The 362-nt window shown below is 59.4% G+C and carries 1 protein-coding gene; it reads left to right on the forward strand.

Annotated elements, in window-relative coordinates; translation table 11 throughout:
- Positions 1 to 362: 2-hydroxycarboxylate transporter family protein (locus CYR55_RS23215; protein WP_175580839.1), on the forward strand; the 362-nt coding region annotated here is incomplete at both ends.

Below are 362 nucleotides of genomic sequence, written 5' to 3' on the forward strand. Positions count from 1 at the left end.
ATTACGGCCTGCTGCCGGACGTAGTGGTGAACGCCACTATCAGCTTCTATAAGTCCACTGACATCCTCTATCTCTACATCTGCTGCATTATTGTCGGCAGCATCATGAGCATGAACCGCGAGGTGCTGATCCAGGGCTTCCTGCGGATTTTTGTGCCGATGCTGTGTGGCGAGCTGGTGGGGATGCTGGTGGGGATGGCGGCCGGGTTCGCGTTGGGGCTGGACCCGTTCCAGACCTTCTTCTTCCTGATTCTGCCGATCATGGCCGGTGGGGTAGGGGAGGGGGCGATCCCGCTCTCCATTGGTTACGCCGCGATCCTGCATATGGATCAGGGCGTGGCGCTGGGGCGTATCCTGCCGATT

It is taken from the genome of Chimaeribacter californicus (assembly GCF_002858675.1).
Taxonomy (GTDB): domain Bacteria; phylum Pseudomonadota; class Gammaproteobacteria; order Enterobacterales; family Enterobacteriaceae; genus Chimaeribacter; species Chimaeribacter californicus.